Here is a 15005-nt window from a genome sequence, read left to right as displayed (position 1 = left end):
ATGACCACCATCCCGTTTCGCCTCGTCCTGACCGGGCTCAGCCTCGGCCTTTCGCTGGCGCTCGCTGCTCCGTCCGCCCAGGCGGCCGAAGGCCGCGTCATCCCGCCGGCGCAGAAATGGACCTTCTCAGGCCCGTTCGGAAAGTTCGATCGCGCCCAGCTTCAGCGCGGCTTCAAGGTGATGAAGGAGGTCTGCGCCAACTGCCATTCGGCGCAACTGCTGCGCTTCCGCAACCTGTCGCAGCCGGGCGGGCCTGAATTCACCGCAGGGCAGATCGCGGCGCTGGCTGCGACCTACCAGGTCAAGGACGGCCCCAACGAGCAGGGCGAGATGTTTGACCGGCCCGGCCGGGCGGCCGATCCGCTGCCGGCGCCGTTCCCCAACGAGCAGGCGGCGCGCGCCGCCAATGGCGGGGCCTATCCGCCGGATTTCTCGGTGCTGGCCAAGGCGCGTACCTATGAGCGCGGTTTTCCGCAGTTCATCTTCGACATCTTCAACCAGTATCAGGAGCAGGGGCCCGACTACATCCACGCCGTGCTCGGCGGCTACAAGGATCCGGCTCCTGAGGGCGTCACGCTGCAGCCTGGCCAGTATTACAACGAGTATATGCCGGGCCATCTGATCGCGATGCCGATGCCGATCCAGGACGGACAGGTCGAGTATCCCAAGGGCCCGGACGGCAAGTCGCCGGTGCCCGAGACGATCGATCAATACGGCAAGGACGTCGCCGCCTTCATGGTCTGGATGGCGGAACCGCATCTGGAGGCGCGCAAGCGCACCGGCCTTCAGGTGATGCTGTTCCTGCTGATCTTCGGCAGCCTGCTCTACTACACCAAGAAGAAGGTCTGGGCCCGGATGCCCGACGGCTCGCCGGTTCACTGAACCGGACGCGATCTGGAAAGGCCCCGGCAACGGGGCCTTTTTCATGTGCGCCGATGGCGTGCGGCGATGCGCGCGGTTTTCTTGCAAGCGTCATCGAAGGCTGATCCTGTTGCGCGCCCCATCCTGTCGCGCGTCCCACGAAGGAAACACGCATGAGCGAAGCGGTTCTCGGAATCATCGGCGGATCGGGCATCTACGACCTGCCGGGCCTGACCGATTTGCGCGAGGAGGCCATCGCAAGCCCATGGGGAGAGCCGTCGGACACGCTTCGCATCGGCTATATGGGCAAGACCAAGATTGTCTTCCTGCCTCGCCATGGCCGCGGCCACGCGATCCCGCCCTCGGAGATCAACTATCGCGCCAATATCGACGTGCTGAAGCGGGCCGGCGTCACCGATCTCGTCTCGCTCTCGGCCTGCGGCTCCTACAAGTCCGAGCTCTATCCCGGCCTGTTCGTGCTGGTCGACCAGTTCGTCGACCGGACTTCGCGGCGCGAGAGTTCGTTCTTCGGCAAGGGCTGCGTCGCCCATGTCTCGTTCGGGCATCCGGTCGGGCCCGCTTTGCAGGCGCGCCTCGCCGCTGCCGCGACGGCCGAGGATCTGGCCTTCGTGCGCGGCGGCACGCTGGTGACGATGGAAGGGCCGCAATTCTCGACCTATGCGGAATCGCTGACCTATAAGGGCCTCGGCTACGATCTGATCGGCATGACCGCGATGCCGGAGGCCAAGCTCGCCCGCGAGGCGGAGATCACCTATGCCACCGTCGGCATGGTCACTGATTTCGACTGCTGGCATCCCGAGCATGGCGCGGTCGATGTTGCGGCGGTCGTGGCGGTGCTGCACGGCAATGCCGACAAGGCGCGCCGCCTCGTCGCAAGGCTCGCTGCGGATTTCCCGGCCGAGCGCGAACCCTGCCCGGTGGGCTCCCATAATGCGCTCGATTACGCCATCATCACCGCGCCCGATTTTCGCGATCCGGCGCTGCTCGCCAGGCTCGACGCGGTCGCCGGGCGGGTCTTGGGCCAGTGATACATGAACTCAGCCCAATACTTCGATATCGTTGTTTGCCCAACCATCGATAATTTTTTGGCGCGACCGCAGGATTTGAGATTAGCTTTGCTCTCTTGCGTCGCTCTCGTGCATATTTACGACTACCTGTGCGCCGATGGATTTACACGCATATCCAAGAATAAAGATTTCTTCAAATTAGAAGCAGCCGATTGCTCTGAGCTTTGGGACTTGTACGAAGTAGCGATCGCAGCAAAGCACGTTGCCGTCTCAGTCAGCGGCTTTTCGGTAGCGCAGGTAAAGCCTCGCGCTCCTGCGGTGTGGGATGAGGCGAAATGGGATGAAGCGGTATGGGACGATGAGGCAGGCGGTGTCGATGCTGCTCGATCGAGCGGTAGCCTGAGGCTAGAGTTGGCGCTCCCGAAGGCACGCGACTACCTTCTCAGTAAATATCCAAACTTACGTCAGTCATCAGCACCATGAACCTCGCCGACACCATCCGCGCGATCCCGGATTATCCCAAGCCCGGCATCATCTTCCGCGACATCACCACGCTGCTAGGCGATGCGCGCGCCTTCAGGCGGGCCGTCGACGAGTTGGTGCAGCCCTTCGCAGGGCTGAAGATCGCCAAGATCGCGGGCATCGAGGCGCGCGGCTTCATTCTCGGCGGCGCGGTGGCGCACCAGCTTTCGGCCGGGTTCGTCCCCGTGCGCAAGAAGGGCAAGCTGCCGCATGAGACGGTCAGCGTGACCTATAGCCTCGAATACGGCACCGACGAGATCGAGGTCCACAAGGACGCCGTGACGCGCGGCGAGCGCGTGCTGCTGGTCGACGACCTGATCGCGACGGGCGGCACCGCCGAGGGCGCGGTCAAGCTCCTGACGATGCTGGGCGCCGAAGTGGTCGCGGCCTGCTTCATCGTCGACCTGCCCGACCTCGGGGGGGCCGACAAGATCAGGCGGCTCGGCGTGCCCGTGCGGACGCTGGTCTCGTTTGGCGGCCATTGAAGGCGATGAAGATCGACGGCCAGCCCTATCGGACGATCTGGCTCGCGCAGGACGGCGCCAGCGTCTGCGTGATCGACCAGACCCGACTGCCCTTCCGCTTCGAGGTCGTGACGCTGGGCTCGGCCGAACAGGCTGCCGACGCGATCAGGTCGATGATCGTGCGCGGCGCACCGCTGATCGGCGCGACGGCCGCTTATGGCGTGGCCCTGGCGATGCGCAGCGATCCATCCGACGACGCTCTTGACGCAGCGCTGGCATTGCTTGGTGCGACGCGCCCGACCGCTGTGAACCTGCATTGGGCGCTCAACCGGATGCGCGGCAGGCTTGCCGGCCTCAAGGCCCGCGTGCGCGCCCAGGCGGCCTATGCCGAGGCTGCGCTGATCTGCGACGAGGACGTCGCGCTCTGCCGGGCGATCGGCGAGCACGGCCTGCCGCTGATCCGCAAGCTCGCCGCGCGCAAGCCTGCCGGCGAGCCGGTCAACATCCTGACCCATTGCAATGCAGGCTGGCTCGCCACCGTCGACTGGGGCACCGCGCTGGCGCCGATCTACCTCGCTCATGACGCCGGCATCCCCGTTCATGTCTGGGTCGATGAGACAAGGCCGCGCAATCAGGGGGCGGCGTTGACGGCCTATGAGCTCGGTGGTCATGGCGTGCCCCATACCGTCATCGTCGACAATGCCGGCGGACATCTGATGCAGCGCGGACAGGTCGACATGGTGATCGTCGGGACCGACCGGACGACGGCGACAGGCGATGTCGCCAACAAGATCGGGACCTATCTCAAGGCGCTGGCCGCCCATGACAATGGCGTGCCGTTCTATGTCGCGCTGCCCTCGCCGACGATCGACTGGGGCCTGACGGACGGCTTTGCGATCCCGATCGAGGAGCGCTCGGCCCGTGAGGTGACGCATTTGTCGGGTTTGGACGAGGATGGCGAGGTCGCGAGCTTCCGCGTCGCAGCGCCAGGCAGCCCCGCCGCCAATCCGGCCTTCGATGTCACGCCGGCGCGGCTCGTCACCGGGCTGATCACCGAGCGCGGCGTTGCGGCCGCTTCGCGCGAAGGGCTTGCCGCCCTGTTTCCCGATCTGGCTGAGGGAGCCGCGGCATGAGCGAAGACGCGTTGCGGGCAGAGATCGTCGCCGTCGCCCAGGCGATCGACAAGGCCGGCTTCTGTCCGTCGAAATCCGGCAATGTCTCGGCGCGCTTCGACGGGGGGATGCTGATCACGCCGTCGGGCTTGCCCTATGCGCAGACGACGCCGGCCGACCTGATCCATCTCTCGCTCGACGGCGCGGTGCTGGGCGGCGCGCGCAAGCCGTCCTCGGAATGGCCGTTCCATGTCGAGATCTACAAGGCGCGGCCTGATGCGCAGGCCATCGTCCACACCCATTCGCCGCGCGCCACGGCCCTGTCGTCGACCCGGCGCGGCATCCCGGCCTTCCACTACATGATCGCGCTCTGCGGCGGCGCCGATGTGCGCTGCGCCGGCTACGCCACCTTCGGCACGCCGGAGCTTGCCGCCAATGCCGTGCGCGCGCTTGAGGGGCGAAAGGCCGTTCTGCTCGCCAATCACGGCGTCATCGCGCTCGGCGGATCGCTCGCCGGCGCGCATCAGATCGCAGCCGAGGTCGAGAACCTCGCCGGGCAGTATCTCGACATCCTGGCGGCGGGGCTGGAGCCGGTCATCCTCGACGAGGCCGAGATGGCGCGGGTCAGCGCGAAGTTCGCGGGCTATGGCAAGGTCGGCTGACGAGAACCGGCGTCAGGGCCGGCGCTCCACGAACGCGCCGCCGTCGAAGCTGAAGACCTCTTCGCCATGCTGGTTCACGCCGGTGTTGTGGTGGAAGAACAGGCCCCATTGCGGGCGCGAGGCGCTGAGGCGCGCGTCGGCGATCAGCGAATGATACGTGATGCGGTCGCCCGCGAAGACGGGCTTCAACCAGCGCAGGTTCTTGAAGCCGGGCGAGGGGCCGAGCTTCGGCGCTGCGGTACCGGGAGCGAGAGCCGCGATCTGACGCTTGCGATGCTCGACCATCGTCGCCATCCACACCGACGCGGTATGCCAGCCCGAGGCGGCAAGGCGGCCAAACGAGCTGTTCCGCGCGGCTTCCTCGTCCATATGGAAGGGCTGCGGATCGAAAGAACGCGCGAAGGCCACGATCTCGTCCGCGGTAAAGACGAAGCTGCCGAGTTCGTGGCGCTTGCCGATCTCCATCTCCTCGAAGAACGGCGCGGGCTCGTCCGGGCCGGCCGGAGTCTCGATCGGGCTCATGATCGCCGGCGGCTCGTAGCGCGCCGCATGCGCCAGCCAGTCGCCCGGCTGCGGCGCGATGCCGGAGCCGCGCCGGCCGAACATGATCCAGTTGGTCTGTTCGAGGACCGGCTCGTCGCGCTGGTTCAAAAGTTCGAAGCGGAAGCGCACCAGACCCATCTCAGGCCGCGAGCGCGAGGCCTTGGTCTCCAGCACGGTGCGGCGGGCGGCAAGCGTGTCGCCGGGCTTGACCGGGCGCAGCCATTTGACCTCTTCGATGCCCGGCGCGCCCATGCCGGCGGAATCGAGGATGAAGGTCTCCGAGACCAGCCGCATCAGCAGCGAGCAGCTGTGCCAGCCCGATGCGATCAGCGTGCTGACGAAGCTCGCCTTGGCCGCCTCGGGGTCGACATGGAAATCCTGCGCGTCGAAGCGGCGGGCATAAGCCAGCACATCGTCCTGGCTGACCGCGAGGCTGCCGGCCAAAACCGTCTCTCCGGCAATGAAGTCCTCGAAATACAGCATCGGGTCGCTGTTCAGTTGGCGAAGCGGAAATGCAACACGTCGCCGTCGGCGACGACATACTCCTTGCCTTCGAGCCGGAACTTGCCGGCCTCGCGCGCGCCAGCCTCGCCCTTGTTGGCGATGTAGTCGGGATAGGCGATCGTCTCGGCCCGGATGTAGCCCTTCTCGAAATCCGAGTGGATCACACCGGCGGCGGCGGGGCCCTTGGTGCCGGTCTCGATCGTCCAGGCGCGGGCTTCCTTGGGACCGACGGTGAAATAGGTCACGAGCTTGAGCAGGGCGTAGCCGGCGCGGATGACACGGTTGAGGCCGGGCTCGGCAAGGCCGACGGCTTCGAGATAGTCCTTCTGGTCGGCTGCCGGCAGCACCGCGATCTCGCTCTCGATCTTGGCCGAGACGACGACGGCGACGGCATTTTCCTCGGCCGCGCGCGCCTTGACCAGCTCGGAGAAGGCGTTGCCCTTGTCGGCGCTGGCCTCCTCGACATTGCAGACATAGAGCACGGGCTTGGAGGAAAGCAGGCCGAGCGTCTCGAAGGTGCGGCGCTCGTCGGCCGCGACCTGCACGAGCCGGGCGGGCTTGCCCTCGCGCAGCAGCACGAGGCAGCGCATCATCAGGTCGGCCAGTTCCTTGGCGTCCTTGTCGCCGGTCTTGGCCTTCTTCTCCAGCGGCAGCACGCGCTTTTCGAGGCTTTCGAGATCGGCCAGCATCAGCTCGGTCTCGATGATCTCGATGTCGTTGATCGGCGCGACCTTGCCCTCGACATGGGTGATGTCGCCATCCTCGAAGCAGCGCACGACATGGGCGATGGCGTCGCATTCGCGAATGTTGGCGAGGAACTGGTTGCCGAGGCCTTCGCCCTTGGAGGCGCCGCGCACGAGACCGGCGATATCGACGAAGGTCAGCCGCGTCGGGATGATCTCCTTGGAGCCGGCGATGGCGGCGAGCAGCTCAAGCCTGTCATCGGGCACCGCGACGTCGCCGACATTGGGCTCGATCGTGCAGAACGGATAATTCGCCGCCTGCGCGGCGGCCGTCTGCGTCAGCGCGTTGAAGAGGGTCGACTTGCCGACATTCGGCAGGCCGACGATACCGCATTTGAAACCCATGATGGTCTTTCAGTCTCGCAGCTGGAAATCGCCCGGCAGGGCGATGAAGGGATTGATGATCGTCAGATTGTCGATCGCGCGGCCATGCTGCATATCCTCACTGACGAAGACGCTGCAACCCAGGCGCTGCGCGGCCGACAGGAGTGTGCAGTCGAACCAGGCATATCCTGTCGCTTCGCGATACCGCCAGGCGAGGGTCAAGGTTTCGAAATCGAGAGGGGTCTCTCCCCAGAGCCGCAGTTGCTCTGCATCCGAGCGGAGTTCCTGATCCGACAGGAAAGGCAGCTTACGAAGCGCGACGTGGCAGTATTCGTTGATCACCTGAAGGTTGATCTTCGGAAGACGCCTCTCCGCCAGAGCCGACAGCCACATCTGCGCCCGCTCCCTCTTCTCCGGGAAGCGCCGGTCGCGCGTGTAAAGAATCACGTTCGTGTCGATAAAGAAGGTGGTCATCGTAAATCTCAGCCCTCGATGGGAGTCTGCCGTTCTCGTCCGTCAGATCCCAGAGTGGGCCCGCCAGAAATCGCTCCATGGCCTCCTTGGGGGAAACGGTCCGCCCGACCCGGCGCTCGATCAGTTCAGCGGTGAAGCGGGACATGCTCTTGCCTTCTTTCGCCGCCGTGACGCGGAGCCGCAAGGCGACTTCGTCAGGCAGCGTTATTGTCACGTTCTTCATGACGGTCTCCCTGCGTCTTCGTGAACACGGATATCGTGTTTCCGTGTTTCCGTGTCAATGTGGCCAAGCCCATGCCGGTCACGCGAACGTGCTTGGTCGCCCGCACTCGACCGGAGCAGAACGGTTCTGCGACCTCTTTCAATCGAACGGACTCGACCCATGCGCCTGCTGACCGCTGCCGTGATCACTCTCGGTGTCACCTTTTCCGTATCGGCCCAAGCTCAGTCCCCCCAGACGCGCCTGCGCGKCGAGATCGAGAAGGCGGAGGGCGACACGCTGATGATCAGGACCACCGACGGCGTCGACGCCAGGGTCGTGCTTGCCAGCGGCTACTCGGTCGGCGGCGTGGTCAAGGCGACGACGGCGGATGTCAGGAAGGGCGGTTATATCGGCGTCGGCGCGAGGCCGCAGGCCGACGGCTCGCTGATGGCGATCCAGGTCTTCATCTTCCCCGAGTCGATGCGCGGCACCGGCGAAGGCCACAAGCCCTGGGGCGTGCTGCCGGAGACGACGATGACGAACGCGACGGTCGCCGACACCGTCTCCCGGGTCGACGGCGCCAATCTGGTGCTGAACTATCCCGGCGGCGAGCAGAAGGTCGTGATCAATCCCGACGCCAACATCATCATGGCCGCCCCGGCGCAGGCCAGCGAGTTGGTGAAGGGCGCGCAGGTGGCGATGTCGGCGACAAAGCAGGCCGACGGCAGCTATACCGCCAACCGCGTCACGATCGCCAAGGCCGGCGCGAAGCTGCCCTACTGAGCGCAGCGTCCGATCAGTCCGGCATCTCGCCCAGCCGCTTCACGGTGGCATGGCCGCGCGCATCCATGAAAAGGTGAACCTTGTTCTGGAAGGCTGCGTCGTCATGGGCCGCGATCAGGGCGGCATTGTCGGCACAGGCCGTGCAGAGGTCCTCGACCCAGGGCTGCTCGGCCTTGCCGAAATCGTTCAGCACATAGGCGTGAACGAGTTCCTTCAGGCCGGGATGGCCGATACCCATCCTGACCCGGCGATAGTCGTTGCCGATCGCGGCCGTGGTCGAGCGCAGGCCGTTATGGCCGGCATTGCCGCCGCCGAGTTTGACGCGCAGCTTGGCCGGGGCGAGGTCGAGTTCGTCATGGAAAACGACGACGTCCTCGGGCGCTACCTTGAAGAAGCGCGCGGCCTCGCCGATCGAACGGCCGGAGTCGTTCATGTAGGTCTGCGGCTTGAGCAGGACGACCTTCCCGGTCCCGATCGTCGCCTCGCAGGCCAGGCCCTGGAAGCGGGCGCGCCACGGCGAGGCGCGGTGGGCGCCGGCGATGGTGTCGAGCGCCATGAAGCCGATATTGTGGCGGTTATGGGCATAGCGGGAGCCCGGATTTCCCAGCCCTGCGAAGATCAGCATGATGGTTCGTTCCGCCTCACAGCAAAACGGCCGGGAAACCCCGGCCGTCCGCATTCTCTCATTCCAGCAACACCTTGCCAGCAATCTGGCCGGTGACCGTGTCGATCAAGCCTTCGGCTTGGCTTCCGGAGCCGGGGCGGCGGCGGCAGCCGCAGGCGCTGCCTCGACCTCTTCGGCCATCGGGGGAACGATGGTGACGATGGTGGCGTCCGCGCCGATGGTCAGCTTGGCGCCGGCAGGGAGCTTGATGGCGCTGGCTTCGACCGCATCGCCGATCTCGAGGCCGGCAACCGACACCTCGAAGAACTCCGGGATGTGCTCGGGCTCGACCGTAATCTCAAGCGCGTGCTCGACGAGCTGCACGCCGCCGCCGCTCTTGATGCCGGGGCAGGCGTCCTGGCCGACGACGTGGATCGGGATTTCGACCGTCACGGTCTGGCCCGCCGCGACGCGCAGGAAATCGACATGGATCGGGAAATCCTTGACCGGGTCGAGCTGGTAGTCGCGCGGGATGACGCGCGTCTTCTTGCCGCCGACGCTGACTTCGAACAGCGTGGTCAGGAAATGGCCACCATAGATCAGGAGGCGGGTCTTGTTGGCGTCGAGCGCGATGGCTTCGGGAGCAGCGCCTCCACCATAGATCACGGCGGGTGTCAGGCCTTGACGACGAACTGCACGGGCGGCCCCCTTGCCGACCTGTGCGCGCGCCGAAGCCTCGATTTGCTTCACGGCGGTCATGGATCTTATTCCTTGCTTCAAATGACAAGGCCGCCTGCAGGCGGCCGTTTCGGTTCGCGCCCTTGCCTCCAAGGGTGTCAGTCAGGCGCACGCAGGCTATTAGGCGAAGTCGCCCGCAATCTCAAGCCCGGATGAGCCCGATTGTCCCGTTCAGGCCGCGGTGGCGGTGATGTCCGCCTGCTCGCGGGGCAGGGCAGGCGGCTTCTGGCCGAAATGCTGCAGCAACTGGCCGGCGACCGGGGCCGAAACGGCGCGCGAATAGAGGTAGCCCTGGCCGAGATGGCAGCCCATCGCGCGCAGGCGCTCGGCCTGGCCGATCGTCTCGACGCCTTCGGCGATGATCTTCATGCCCAGGCGGCTGGCGATGCCGATCATCGCCTCGACGATGACGCTGCTCTTCGCGCCGCTCTCGAGGCCGCCGACGAAGGAGCGGTCGACCTTGATGATGTCGACGGGGAAATCGAGCAGATGCGTCAGCGATGCGAAGCCGGTGCCGAAATCATCCAGAGCCACCAGAATGCCGCGCTCGCGCAGCGTCTCCATCGTGCGGGCGACGCCGTCCCGACGCCCGCCCATGAAGACCCGCTCGGTGATCTCGACGACGAGATGGCGAAGCGGCACCTGCGTCCGCTCGAAGGCCCGGGCGATGCGCTGGACGAGATCGCCCTTCTGGAAGTCGGCGGAGGTGACGTTCAGCCCGACATGCTGGAAATGCAGCCCTTGCCGCTGCCACTCCGCCATGTCCTGGGCGACGGCCGACAGCATCTGCCCGGTGATCCGGTAGGCCAGTTTAGGATCGAGCAACGCCTCGTGGAACTCGCCGGCGACGACGATCCGGCCATCGTCGCGCTGCAGCCGCGCCAGCGCCTCGACGCCCACGATCGCGCCGGTGTCGATGCGGATCACCGGTTGATAGTGGGCGATGATGCGGCCTTCGCTCAGGGCGTTGTCGACATTGCGAACCGTCTGCATGCGCCGGATCATCGAGGTGCGCAGCCCGTCGCGGAAGCGGACATAGCCGCCGCGCCGCGTTTCCTTGGCGTGGTAGAGAGCAAAGTCGGCGTTCTGGCGCAGGGTCACGCTGTCGCCGCCATCCTCGCCCGCCAGCACGCCGCCGATCGTGACGCTGGGAATGATGGTGTGGCCGTCATGGTCGAAGGGCGCGATCATCGCGGCCAGAATCGCGCAGGCGACCGCGCGCAGCTGCGTCGCCTGGCTGCATCCGGGCAGCAGCACGGCGAATTCGTCGCCACCGATCCGGCAGGCCAGGCCGTCGCCCGCGACCTCGGCCAGCCGTTTCCCGACAGTCTCGATCAGCGCGTCGCCGACACCATGGCCCATGGTGTCGTTGATGGTCTTGAGCTGATCGATGTCGATCAGCATCAGGCCGAGATCGGGCGTCGCTTCCGCGGTCATCTTGGCGATGGCGTCGTTGAAGTGGACGCGGTTGGGCAGACCGGTCAGCGTATCGAAATAGGCGAGCCGATGGTTGCGCGTGCGGACCGCGTCCTGCTCGATGGCGATGGCGCAGAGATGGACGCAGGCCGCGACGATCATGTGCTCGAACGCGTCGGGACCGCGTTTTTCGGTGTAGTAGAAGGCAAAGGTGCCGATGACGCGTCCGTCGCGCGCCTTGATCGGGCTCGACCAGCAGGCGCGCAGGCCTAGCGGCAGGACGAGCTCGGCATAGCCGCGCCAGAGCGGATCGGTCTCGATGTCGGTGACCTCGACCGCCTCGCCACGATGGATCGCCGTGCCGCAAGAGCCGACGCGCGGGCCGATCGGGATGCCGTCGACCAGGCTTGCGTAGCGCGGAGGCAGGCTCGGCGCCGCCAGCGGCCGCAGCCGCTGCTCATCGTCCACCGTCACTACGGAGCAGATGACGCCGGGCGCGATCGCCTCGACCTGACGGCATAGCGCGTCCATGGTGGCGAGAAGCGGCTCTCCGCGCGCGACAGCCTCGAGCGTCTCGTTCTGCAGAGGTTGCAGCCGTTCGGCGTATCCTGTCATGCTCATTGCGACGCTCACCTCATAGACGCGAGCGATGATGGCACCGTGACGTGAAATCCGCGTTGAACGGTTGCGTCGAATTGTTCGTATCGGCGGAAAACTCAGGCCGGCATCAATCCCAGCCGCTCGTCGCGGCGGCGCAGCAGATGCATCAGGGGCAGCGCCAGCAGCACCATCCAGGCCTTGCCGATGATCTGGCCGGAGAGAAAATCGAGGCTGCCGAAGGCGAGCTGGAGGAAGACGATCGAATCGATCACCAGCCCGACCAGGCTCGAGGCGATCACGGCCGTGACGAAGCGGCGCTTCTGCAACGGGGTGTAGACAGCGAAATCGGCGAGCTCGGAGAGCAGAAAGGCCGCAACCGAAGCCATGACGATCGCAGGCAGGGCGAGAAAGCCCGAGATCACTGTGCCGATCGCGATCGCGCCAAGTCCGGCATAGGGGCCAAGCCGGCGCTGCACGATGTCGCGAAGCACGAGCGCGAGCCCGATCATCAGCACCCCGCTGGGGGCCTTGATGCCTGGCCAGACCGGCACGAGGCAGGGGCCGTTGGGCACGCAGACCGTGCCGGCATTGCCGATCAGCCAGTTCGCGGCGGGGATCGTCAGGGCGAAGAGGGCAAGCGCGACTAGGCCCTCGGTGCGGCGCTGCTGGTCGATCATCATAGGTCTGGTCCGGTGTCTTCTGGATTGACGAGAAAAGCGGCGTAGCCTGTCGCACGCAGCTCGCAGGCCGGGCAATGGCCGCAGCCATAGCCCCAGCCATGTCGTGTCGTGCGGTTGCCGAGATAGCAGCTGTGGCTGTCCTCGATCACAAGGTCGAGCAGCGCCTTGCCGCCGAGCGCTTCGGCCAGCGCGAAGGTCTGGGCCTTGTCGCGCCACATCAGGGGCGTATGCAACACGAGGCGACGGTCGAGCCCGAGGCTCAAGCTCACCTGCATCGCCTTGATCGTATCGTCGCGACAGTCGGGATAGCCGGAATAATCGGTTTCGCAGACGCCGAGCACGATGTGCCTGCAATCGCGACGATAGGCGATCGCCGCCGCGTAGGACAGGAAGATCAGGTTGCGTCCGGGCACGAAGGTCGTCGGCAGGCCGGTCTTGGCGAAGGTGATCTCGCTGTCGCGGGTCAGCGCGGTCTCCGAGATCGCGCCGAGCGTCGTCAGGTCGAGCAGGTGGTCGGGGCCGAGGCGGTTCGAGTAGGTCGGCGAAAGCGCCGGCAACCTGTCGCGGATCGTCAGCCGGCAATCGAGCTCGATGCGGTGTCGCTGGCCATAGTCGAAGCCGACGGTCTCGACAGCCTCGAAGCGCTCCAGCGCCCAGGCGAGGGCTACGGTCGAATCCTGGCCACCGGAGAAGAGCACGAGAGCGCGAGCGGTCATGGCGTCTCTAGTGCAACAACCGCGCCGTCATTCCGGACGCAGCGAAGCGCAGATCCGGAATCCATCGTAGGGCGCTGCGCTCTACGATGGATTCCGGATCTGCGCTTCGCTGCGTCCGGAATGACGGCGCGTATGTGACGACAGGCATCGTGCTGTTGGGTCTCGGAATCAGTCGAACAGGCTGGAGACGCTGGTCTCGGCGGCCGTGCGCTCGATCGCTTCGCCCATCAGCTGCGCGATCGAGATGACGCGGATGTTGCGTGCGACCTTCACGGCTTCCGTCGGCATGATCGAATCGGTGATCACCAGTTCCTTGAGCTTGGAGTTGGCGATGCGCGCGACCGCGCCGCCCGAGAGCACGCCATGGGTGATGTAGGCGTAGACCTCGAGCGCGCCCTGATCGAGCAGGGCTTCGGCTGCGTTGCAGAGCGTTCCGCCGGAATCGACGATGTCGTCGAGCAGGATGCAGGAGCGGCCCTCGACCGTGCCGATGATGTTCATCACCTCGGATTCGCCTGGCCGGTCGCGGCGCTTGTCGACGATGGCGAGCGGCGCATCGATGCGCTTGGCCAGAGCCCGCGCGCGGACGACGCCGCCGACGTCGGGCGAGACGACCATGGCGTTCTTCCAGTCGAGCCGGTCCTTGATGTCGCGCGACATCAGCGGCGCGCCGAACAGGTTGTCGGTCGGTATGTCGAAGAAGCCCTGGATCTGGCCGGCATGCAGGTCGAGCGTCAGAACGCGGTCGACGCCGGCATGGGTGATCAGGTTGGAGACCAGCTTGGCCGAGATCGGCGTGCGGCCGGATGCGCGCCGATCCTGCCTGGCATATCCGAAATAGGGGATCACCGCCGTGATGCGCTTGGCCGAGGAGCGGCGCAGCGCGTCGGTGATGATCAAAAGCTCCATCAGATGGTCGTTGGTCGGGAACGAGGTCGACTGGATGATGAAGACATCCTGGCCGCGGACGTTCTCCTGGATCTCGACGAAGACCTCCATGTCGGCGAAGCGCCGGACCGAGGCTTTTGCCAGGGGCATGCCAAGATGAGTGCAGATCGCCTCGGCAAGCGGCCGGTTGGAATTGCCGGCGACGACTTTGAACGAAGAGGGCATGCCTGGGCGCACCGTTTTGGATCTGGCTGGGCATAAAACCGGGCGAGCCGGCTCAATTCGAACGGCTCTTAACAGCGTGATGACAACGAGTCGACCGTTGCACTGCAACAGGCCCGGTCAAACTCACAGTCTTTGCGCTGAGAGCCGCGAAATGAAGCGCATGATTTCGATGAACTTCGACGCCCTCGCCAAGCAAGGCGTCATTCCGGATCGGCGCTTCGCTACGCCCGGAATGACGGGGAGAGTTTGAACAGGGATTTCAAGATTTTGCGAACGCCCGATTTCCGTCGGGCGAGCCAGCAGGGATTGGCGCCGGAAACGGTCCCGACAGCGTCCCGCCTCAGGGCCGTTTGATGGTCGTGGCGTCGGCCGTCCGCGCGGCGGGCTTGGCGCTGGCTTTCTCGGCGGTCTTGGACTTGTCGCCGAGCTTGAGCGTGTCGACGGCTGGCGTCGTCACCAGGAAGGTCGCGATCGCGTCCATCGATTCGGATGCAGCCTTTGCGACGATGGTCTGGTCGATGCCGGCCCAGGGGTCGGTGCTGCCGCCGCGCCTGCCGAGGCTTTCGCCCTGAACGCGCTGGGCGCGCTTCTTGGTCTCGTCATAGACGTCCCAGACGAAGGCGAGCGCGGTCAGGCCGTCTTCCGTGGGCTGGGCGGTCAGATAGCCACGCACCCTGAAGCGGGCGGGCTTGTCGCCCGGCACGATCTCCATGCGCCGCTCTGCCGCGGCCTCTCCGAGCAGGCCGGCAAACCGGGTCGTCACGGCGTCGGGCGCCCCGGTGATGCTCTGCACCGAGACGGGTACGCCGGGCGCATCGACGCGGGGGCGTTGCGCCGTCGTGGTCTCCTGGCAGCCGGCGAGCGCGAAGGCCGCCAGCGACCCCAGGACGAGGCCGCTCAAACGTTGGATCATGAC

Annotated in this window: 17 protein-coding genes and 1 pseudogene; 7 read left to right on the top strand and 11 right to left on the bottom strand. The window is 65.8% G+C overall.

Translation table 11 applies throughout. The features are described from left to right. The 6 genes from AC1DZY_RS09760 (at position 1) to AC1DZY_RS09735 (ending at position 4649) form a co-directional block, all read left to right on the top strand. A complete protein-coding gene (locus AC1DZY_RS09760; protein ID WP_476819911.1) occupies positions 1-882 on the top strand; it encodes a cytochrome c1 in 882 nt (293 codons plus the stop codon). Positions 883-1034: 152 nt separating this feature from the next. Next, on the top strand, positions 1035-1910 hold the full coding sequence (locus AC1DZY_RS09755; RefSeq protein ID WP_476819910.1) for an S-methyl-5'-thioadenosine phosphorylase: 876 nt from the start codon (positions 1035-1037) through the stop codon (positions 1908-1910). 3 nt (positions 1911-1913) lie between these two features. Continuing rightward, positions 1914-2372, top strand: coding sequence for a hypothetical protein (locus tag AC1DZY_RS09750; protein ID WP_476819909.1), 459 nt, complete (start codon positions 1914-1916; stop codon positions 2370-2372). Further along, positions 2369-2896: an adenine phosphoribosyltransferase gene (locus tag AC1DZY_RS09745; protein ID WP_476819908.1), complete on the top strand. Its 528-nt coding sequence runs from the start codon at positions 2369-2371 to the stop codon at positions 2894-2896. Before AC1DZY_RS09750 ends, AC1DZY_RS09745 begins: the two co-directional genes overlap by 4 nt. A 5-nt stretch (positions 2897-2901) precedes the next feature. Beyond that, complete coding sequence (mtnA, locus tag AC1DZY_RS09740) at positions 2902-4008, top strand: S-methyl-5-thioribose-1-phosphate isomerase (RefSeq protein WP_476819907.1); 1107 nt, start codon at positions 2902-2904, stop codon at positions 4006-4008. Continuing rightward, on the top strand, positions 4005-4649 hold the full coding sequence (locus AC1DZY_RS09735) for a class II aldolase/adducin family protein (protein WP_476819906.1): 645 nt from the start codon (positions 4005-4007) through the stop codon (positions 4647-4649). The genes mtnA and AC1DZY_RS09735 overlap by 4 nt, the downstream gene beginning before the upstream one ends. Positions 4650-4661: 12 nt before the next feature. Here the strand turns inward: AC1DZY_RS09735 and AC1DZY_RS09730 are convergent, their stop codons facing one another. From AC1DZY_RS09730 to AC1DZY_RS09715, 4 genes and pseudogenes are all read right to left on the bottom strand, one after another. Then, complete coding sequence (locus AC1DZY_RS09730) at positions 4662-5675, bottom strand: MaoC family dehydratase (protein WP_476819905.1); 1014 nt, start codon at positions 5673-5675, stop codon at positions 4662-4664. An 11-nt stretch (positions 5676-5686) separates the two neighbouring features. Further along, on the bottom strand, positions 5687-6784 hold the full coding sequence (ychF, locus tag AC1DZY_RS09725) for a redox-regulated ATPase YchF (RefSeq protein WP_476819904.1): 1098 nt from the start codon (positions 6782-6784) through the stop codon (positions 5687-5689). 9 nt (positions 6785-6793) lie between these two features. Further along, entirely contained in the window at positions 6794-7237 is a 444-nt protein-coding gene (locus AC1DZY_RS09720; RefSeq protein ID WP_476819903.1) for a PIN domain-containing protein, read from the bottom strand. 124 nt (positions 7238-7361) lie between these two features. Further along, a pseudogene (locus AC1DZY_RS09715) lies at positions 7362-7460 on the bottom strand (ribbon-helix-helix domain-containing protein); the annotation flags it as partial. Positions 7461-7619: 159 nt separating this feature from the next. On the opposite strand from AC1DZY_RS09715, the gene AC1DZY_RS09710 reads away from it, so the two are divergent. Continuing rightward, positions 7620-8222, top strand: coding sequence for a single stranded DNA-binding domain-containing protein (locus AC1DZY_RS09710; protein ID WP_476819902.1), 603 nt, complete (start codon positions 7620-7622; stop codon positions 8220-8222). 13 nt (positions 8223-8235) lie between these two features. Here the strand turns inward: AC1DZY_RS09710 and pth are convergent, their stop codons facing one another. The 7 genes from pth to AC1DZY_RS09675 all read right to left on the bottom strand — a co-directional run bounded on the left by pth (position 8236) and on the right by AC1DZY_RS09675 (position 15002). Next, positions 8236-8847 (bottom strand): aminoacyl-tRNA hydrolase, encoded by a 612-nt coding sequence (pth, locus tag AC1DZY_RS09705; protein ID WP_476819901.1) that lies wholly within the window; start codon positions 8845-8847, stop codon positions 8236-8238. Between the two features lie 105 nt (positions 8848-8952). After that, positions 8953-9585, bottom strand: coding sequence for a 50S ribosomal protein L25/general stress protein Ctc (locus tag AC1DZY_RS09700; RefSeq protein ID WP_476819900.1), 633 nt, complete (start codon positions 9583-9585; stop codon positions 8953-8955). Positions 9586-9735: 150 nt separating this feature from the next. Continuing rightward, on the bottom strand, positions 9736-11601 hold the full coding sequence (locus tag AC1DZY_RS09695) for a putative bifunctional diguanylate cyclase/phosphodiesterase (RefSeq protein WP_476819899.1): 1866 nt from the start codon (positions 11599-11601) through the stop codon (positions 9736-9738). Positions 11602-11696: 95 nt separating this feature from the next. After that, complete coding sequence (locus AC1DZY_RS09690) at positions 11697-12260, bottom strand: VUT family protein (protein WP_476819898.1); 564 nt, start codon at positions 12258-12260, stop codon at positions 11697-11699. Further along, positions 12257-12976 carry a 7-cyano-7-deazaguanine synthase QueC gene (gene queC, locus AC1DZY_RS09685; protein WP_476819897.1) on the bottom strand — a complete coding sequence of 240 codons (720 nt, stop codon included), beginning with the start codon at positions 12974-12976 and terminating at the stop codon, positions 12257-12259. The genes AC1DZY_RS09690 and queC overlap by 4 nt, the downstream gene beginning before the upstream one ends. Positions 12977-13144: 168 nt before the next feature. Next, on the bottom strand, positions 13145-14089 hold the full coding sequence (locus tag AC1DZY_RS09680; RefSeq protein WP_476819896.1) for a ribose-phosphate pyrophosphokinase: 945 nt from the start codon (positions 14087-14089) through the stop codon (positions 13145-13147). A 340-nt stretch (positions 14090-14429) separates the two neighbouring features. Further along, positions 14430-15002: a hypothetical protein gene (locus tag AC1DZY_RS09675; protein WP_476819895.1), complete on the bottom strand. Its 573-nt coding sequence runs from the start codon at positions 15000-15002 to the stop codon at positions 14430-14432. Positions 15003-15005 lie beyond the last annotated feature (3 nt).

It is taken from the genome of Allobosea sp. P2_A10 (genome assembly GCF_056405115.1).
The sequence above is the reverse complement of the archived record's forward strand: the minus strand, read 5'-3'. Positions and strand labels throughout refer to the sequence as shown.